Source organism: Kitasatospora sp. NPDC058190 (assembly GCF_042883685.1).
Classification (GTDB): Bacteria; Actinomycetota; Actinomycetes; order Streptomycetales; family Streptomycetaceae; genus Kitasatospora.
Window position 1 is genome coordinate 1 of sequence record NZ_JBHVVI010000233.1, and the last position, 6,056, is coordinate 6,056.

Below are 6,056 nucleotides of genomic sequence, written 5' to 3' on the forward strand. Positions count from 1 at the left end.
GCGGGGTTGCGGTGGTCTTACGGGCCCTGGGGTAACAAAACACACCACCGGTGGCGACAAAAATCATCTTAGTATGCTAATTTGACCGTCACTGGTGTTGGGGCCCCCCGGGGGCGGCCCCACCACCAAGCAGGCCATCTGACATTGCGTCGGACCGGTCGTCGGTCCAGCCCTTGGTTTCCGCCGACTTCCCCTCAGCGGTGGAGAATTATCGCGGGCTGTCGGCCAGTTGGCCGAGCTCGAAGACGGCGGTGACGGGCGCGTGGTCGCTCCAGCGCTCGGCGTGGGTGGCGGCGCGTTCGACGTAGGCCTCGACGGCCCTGTCGGCGAGGCCGGGGGTCGTCACGATCAGGTCGATCCGCCAGCGGATAGACGCCTTTTCGAAAAAGGTCCACCCGTTCGAGGGTGGGGTGTTCGAGGGTGTCCGCTTGCCCGGGCGGTAGGAGGCTTCCCGCGGGCGGCATGACAGAACGAGGCCGGGGCTCTCGGGGTGCAGGCGTCGGGTGCTCACGGTTGGCTTGCGAGGGTGCGGAGACGATGGTTCGCCGATCGGCGAGCGGCCGGCGTCCTTGCTGTCGCTGCGGCAGGACTGGCGGCAGCGGGCTGGCTGGTGGCCGACGGGATGGAGCAGCGGCGGCCGCCGGCCCCGGGGGCGGCGGACCGTGTGACCGGCAAGACCCCTCGGGGTGCCGCCCACACCGGCCTGGGTGGCGGTTCGGGGATGAACGGCGCCGAGATCGCCGCCGGCGGCGCAGTTGCGCCGGCCGCGGGCGTCTCCGGAGCGGTGCTCCTGCGTCGCCGCCGGGCCTGACCCCGCCGGCTCCTCGTGTGCCGCATCACCCGTCGGTGGCGCGGCACAGGGTCGTGGGTCCTTGATACGGACATCGCGTTCCGCGCGGACGGTGGGGACGGGGGCAGCTCGGCAGGGTCACCCGCTCATCGGAACAGTGTTTTGTTTCCGGGAGTTTGAAGGATTGTCACGACCAGTGGATCGGTTGCCAGGTGCTGGCGGAACCCACAACCGGGTGCAGCTGTCCGATCCATCCGGATGGCGGATCACACAGTGGCTCCGGTCACCGGCCGGGCCTCTAGAGTTCTCACAACCGGATGCCGGCACCCGCACACCAGGCGGGATCAACGCCCCCGGACGTCTTTCCGCCACCCTCTCCACCCCGGCCGCCGTCCCCCCTGCCGCCAAGACCGCCGCATCGTCGCGCCCGGTCCGGAACGGCGTTGTCCGCGCACCACCGGAGGTCCCCATGCGCTCGCACGGCGAGTCCGAAAGCGCCACACCCGGCCCCGCGCCGGTCCACCCCGTCGATCAGGTGCTGCCCGCACCGCGGTTGGCGATCCTCGGTCTCCAGCACGTCTTCATCATGTACGCGGGCGCCGTCGCCGTCCCGTTCATCGTGGGCAGCGCCCTCAAGCTCGATCTGCACACCATCGCCCTGCTGGTCAACGCCGACCTGCTGGTCGCCGGTATCGCGACGATCGTTCAGGCGGTGGGTGTCTCCCGCATCCTCGGTGTCCGGCTGCCGGTGGTGGCCGGTGCCACCTTCACCGTGGTCAGTCCGATGATCACCATCGCGGCCGGGCACGGACTGCCCACGGTCTACGGCGCGATGCTCGCCTCCGGCGTGTTCGGCCTGCTCATCGCGAAACCGTTCGCCAAGATGATCAGGTTCTTCCCGCCGCTGGTGGCGGGCACGGTCATCATGATCATCGGACTCTCGCTGATCGGTCCGGGAGCGGGCATGATCGCCGGACACGACACCTCGGCCACCGGCTACGGGAAGCCGTCGCACATCGCCCTCGGCTTCGGTGTGATCGCGCTGATCGTGCTGTTCAGCCGACTGCTGCGCGGCCTCCTGGGCCAACTCGCGCCGCTGCTCGCACTGGCTCTCGGCACGCTGGCCTCGATTCCGCTGCACCTGTTCGACCTGAGCGGGGTCCGCTCCGCGGGCTGGTTCGGCATCGCCTCGCCGTTCCACTTCGGCGCGCCGCGGTTCGACGCGGCGGCGATCGTCTCGATGTGCATCGTGCTGCTGGTGACCTACACCGAGTCCACTGCGGACATGCTCGCCGTGGCCGAGATGACCGGCAAGGAACTGACCGGCGCGGACATCGCGAGGGGCCTCGCCACCGACGGTCTGTCCGCCGTGCTCGGCGGCTGCATGAACTCCTTCCCCGACACCGCGTACGCGGAGAACGTCGGTCTGGTGCAGATGACGGGGGTGCGCAGCCGTTGGGTGGTCGCGGTGGCGGGCTGCTTCCTGCTGGTGATGGGCCTGGTGCCCAAGGTCGGTGCGCTGATCGCGGCCGTCCCCGAGCCGGTGGTCGGCGGGGCGGCCCTGGTGATGTTCGCGATGGTCACCGCGGTCGGCGTGCAGACGCTGAGGAAGGTCGAGTTCAACGGCAATCACAACCTGCTGATCGTCGCGGTCTCGCTCGGCGTCGGCCTGCTGCCGGCGGTCGCCACCGACCCGTACGGCAACGAGGTGTTCTTCCGGCACTTCCCCGCCTGGGCGCAGACCGTCTTCGGCAGCCCGATCACCCTGACGGTGATCCTCGCCTTCACCCTCAACCTGCTCTTCAACCACCTCAAGCTGCCGCCCCTGCGCCCCTCAGCGGCCCCGGCCGCCTCCCCCGCCGCCACGGGGGAGGATCCGGCGCTGGCGCCGGAGGGCTGTTCGGCGTCCTGCGCGCGGCGGATCACCTTGTCAGCGCACACCTACTTCTGGGAGTCCCCGTATCCCGGTGTCTCCGCAGCGCGTGGCGCACAGTGCGGATGCGGCCGTCGTTCACGTTGAACCCCGCCACCACCGTTGGCCGACCCCCGGGAGCGGTCCGGCTCTGCCCCCGGCCTCGTCGTGCCGTCGACGGTGGGGGCCGGTTCGGGGCCCGCCCGGTTCCGCCGGGGCCGCCATGGCGCGTTTTCGGCGCTCGACGCGAGTGCCGGCGAGCACGGCGACGGTCAGGCTGGTCGCGATGATCCCGTCGGCCCAGAAGAACGCGACGTAGTCGATCAGTGAGGTCCGCGATGAGGCCGGCGGCCCGGCGGGGGCGCGGTCGAGTCAACCGGCAAAGCCGCCAAAGGCCTGCCCGGAACGTACCGGATCGGGCAGGCTTGCACTCGGCCGGAGGGGACCCCGGTGGGGAATCGGAGAAGGGCGCGTCATGCTGGTACGGATTCAGCCGACGGAGGGCGGCGATGGCGGCGACCTTCTGCGTTGGCTGAGGAAGGACCCGGTCGCCGCAGAGGCCATGCTCAGCGTGCTGCCCGCCGAACCCGGGCAGAGCGAGATGGGCGTCGCCGACGTCATCCAGGCGGTGGTTTCGGACGGCTCGGCGCTCGGCAGCCTGATCGTCTCGGTCGCCGCCTGGCGGGACGCCAGACGCCAGGGCCGGGATCGTTCCGCCGTGCCCACCGTTCGGATCCAGTGTGGGGCCGCGACGGTCGAGCTCACCACGGCCGATCCCGCCGAGGTCCGCCGGATCCTCGACGCCCTGGCAGCGCCGAACAACGGTACTGCCGGCGAGGGCGAAACGAGCTCGTGACCGCGCCGGATCCTGCCGGTTCCCGGGCGATCCTGATAGGCGTGCACACTGCCGCGGACAGTCTGGGAATGGGCGCACTGCCGGCTGTGGAGCGGAACCTGGCTATGATGCGCCGACTGTTCACCGACGGGACTGTATGGGCGCTCCCGGACGAGCACTGCTTCTCGATCCGGGAACCGGCCTACCCCCACGAGGTATTGGACGAGGTTGAGCGGGCCGCCATCGAGGCAACCGACACCCTCCTGCTGTACTACGCCGGTCACGGACTTCTGGTGGGCGAGGCGCAGGAGCTGCACCTGGCGCTCAGCGGCGTTCATTGGGAAGACGACTGCCTGAGCTACTCGAAATTGCGGACTCGGCTGCGCCAGGCAGGCAACAGGGCACGCCGTACGGTGGTGATCCTTGACTGCTGCTACAGCGGCAAGGCGTTGAACGGCGAGATGGGGGCCGGCATATCGGTCAGCCAGGAGGAGTTGGAGGTCCTGGTAGCGAGCAAGGCGGATATCGAAGGCGTTTGCGTCCTGACCGCCTCCGCCGCCACCCGCAAGGCACTCTCTCCGGTCGGCGAGGAATTCAGCGCGTTCACCGGGGAGTTGATCCACGTGCTCACCTGAGTGCCCGGCTCCGGCTGCTCGGCAGCGACCACCCCGAGACACTGCGCTCCCGGAACAGCCTCGCCTACGCCTTGCTCAGCGCCGGCGAACTCGATCGAGCGGTGCCGATGCTCGAGCAGGTGCTCGCCGATCGGGAAAGAGTCCTGGGCCAGGACGCGCCCGACACCATCACCTCGCGCAGCAACCTGGCTGCCGCCCGACGGGAGGCAGGAGATCTCGCCGGGGCCGTCGACCTGTTCGGGCGGACGCTTCAGGACTGCTTGAGGTGTCTCGGCCCGGACCATCCCGACACGCTGGCTGCCCGGCAAAACCTCGCGGGCGCTCACCGCGCCGCCGGGCGGTACCAGGAAGCACTCACACTGTTCGAGGTCAACCGCGCCCGTCCGAGCGGCTCCTGGGTCCCGAACACCCGGATACCCTGGCCGCCCGCAACAACCTCGCCGCCGCATACTGGGAAGTCGGCGACCTGCCGCAGGCACTGCCTCTGCTTGGGCGTGAGCTTTGCCCCGTGACGTGGACACCCTGACACTTGGATCTTGTCGATCCAGGAAGGGAAGTCCAGGTGGGACGTCCGTCGAAGTACTCGGACGAGTTCCGTCGTGATGCCGTCGCGCTGTACCGGGCCTCGGAGGGCCGGCGCACGTTCGCGGCCGTCGCGAAGGAGATCGGGGTCAACCACGAGACCCTGCGGAACTGGGTGAGAGCCGCCGATGCCGAGCCGTCGTCGACCGGGCAAGCATTGAGCGCCGACGAGCGGGCCGAGCTCGCCCGGCTGCGTAAGGCCGAGCGCGAGTGGCAGGTCGAGAAGGAGATCCTGCGCCGGGCAGCGGCCTATTTCGCACGGGAGATGAAGTGAGGGCCCGCCGCTGGGACTTCATCTCCGCGCATGCCGCCGAGTTCGGCGTCCAGCGGCTGTGCGAGGTCCTGGGTGTCGCTCGTTCCGGCTACTACGCCTGGAAGGCCGGGGCGCGTGCCCGGACCGAGCGGGCAGCGGCCGAGGCGGCACTCGTCCACGAGATCCGCCAGGTCCACCGGGAGACCCGGGGCGCCTACGGGGTTCCGAGGGTGCACGCGGAACTGAGAGCCCAGGGTCGGGTGGTCAACCGCAAACGGATAGCCCGCCTGATGCGCGAACACGGCATCATCGGCCGTCACCTGCGCAAACGCTGCCGAACCACCGTCCAGGACAGGAACACGCCACCGGCGCCGGACCTGATCGGACGCGACTTCACCGCGGGCGGCCCCGATGTCCGGTGGGTCGGCGACATCACGTATCTGCCGGTCGGCGGCTCATGGATGTACCTGGCCACCGTCATCGACCTCCACTCGCGCCGCCTGGTCGGCTGGTCGCTGGCCGACCACATGCGCACCCGGCTTGTGGCCGACGCGCTCGAAGCCGCGGTCGTGGCATGCGGCGGCCGGGTCGCCGGCGTGATCGTCCACTGGTTGAATCCGCCCAATACGGATCGGCCGAGTTCGCGGGCCTCTGCCGGCGCCACGGCATCCGGCGAAGCATGGGAAAGGTTGGTTCGAGCTACGACAACGCTGCCGCCGAGAGCTTCTTCGCCTCGCTGAAGCGGGAGTTGATGCACGGAGCGCGCTGGACCAGTCGTTCTCAGGTGAGGCTGGAGGTATTCCGGTGGATCTCCTTCTACAACGTCCGAAGGCGGCATTCCACACTCGGCTACCTCAGTCCGATCCAGTTCGAACAGCAGACAGCGGCGTCCCGTAGGATCACCCTCGCCGCATGAAACACCGGTGTCCATGTCCCGGGGGAAGGCTCAAATACGGCTCTTGTGCTGGATCTGTGGGTCGGATCATGTGAGTTGGCGTCGGGGCAGGGTGGGGCGGTTGCCGCCGAGGCAGAGCATGACGAGGGCGATG

Annotated in this window: 5 protein-coding genes and 2 pseudogenes; 6 read left to right on the top strand and 1 reads right to left on the bottom strand. The window is 69.4% G+C overall.

Going from position 1 to position 6,056, the window contains the following annotated elements:
• Positions 1-208: 208 nt before the first annotated feature.
• A complete protein-coding gene (locus tag ACFVWU_RS44020; protein WP_387632171.1) occupies positions 209-346 on the bottom strand; it encodes a hypothetical protein in 138 nt (45 codons plus the stop codon).
• 913 nt (positions 347-1,259) lie between these two features.
• Here ACFVWU_RS44020 and ACFVWU_RS44025 point away from each other — a divergent pair.
• From ACFVWU_RS44025 to ACFVWU_RS44050, 6 genes and pseudogenes are all read left to right on the top strand, one after another.
• The gene (locus tag ACFVWU_RS44025; RefSeq protein ID WP_387632164.1) at positions 1,260-2,810 is read left to right on the top strand and encodes a nucleobase:cation symporter-2 family protein; all 1,551 of its coding nucleotides are present in this window, start codon (positions 1,260-1,262) and stop codon (positions 2,808-2,810) included.
• Positions 2,811-3,177: 367 nt separating this feature from the next.
• On the top strand, positions 3,178-3,558 hold the full coding sequence (locus ACFVWU_RS44030; RefSeq protein WP_387632166.1) for a hypothetical protein: 381 nt from the start codon (positions 3,178-3,180) through the stop codon (positions 3,556-3,558).
• Positions 3,555-4,172, top strand: coding sequence for a caspase family protein (locus ACFVWU_RS44035; RefSeq protein WP_387632168.1), 618 nt, complete (start codon positions 3,555-3,557; stop codon positions 4,170-4,172). Before ACFVWU_RS44030 ends, ACFVWU_RS44035 begins: the two co-directional genes overlap by 4 nt.
• Positions 4,073-4,537: pseudogene (locus tag ACFVWU_RS44040) on the top strand (tetratricopeptide repeat protein); the annotation flags it as partial. The gene ACFVWU_RS44035 and the pseudogene ACFVWU_RS44040, both read left to right, overlap by 100 nt.
• Complete coding sequence (locus ACFVWU_RS44045) at positions 4,438-4,698, top strand: tetratricopeptide repeat protein (RefSeq protein WP_387632169.1); 261 nt, start codon at positions 4,438-4,440, stop codon at positions 4,696-4,698. The pseudogene ACFVWU_RS44040 and the gene ACFVWU_RS44045, both read left to right, overlap by 100 nt.
• A gap of 36 nt (positions 4,699-4,734) precedes the next feature.
• Positions 4,735-5,923 (top strand): annotated as a pseudogene (locus ACFVWU_RS44050) (IS3 family transposase).
• Positions 5,924-6,056: the final 133 nt, after the last annotated feature.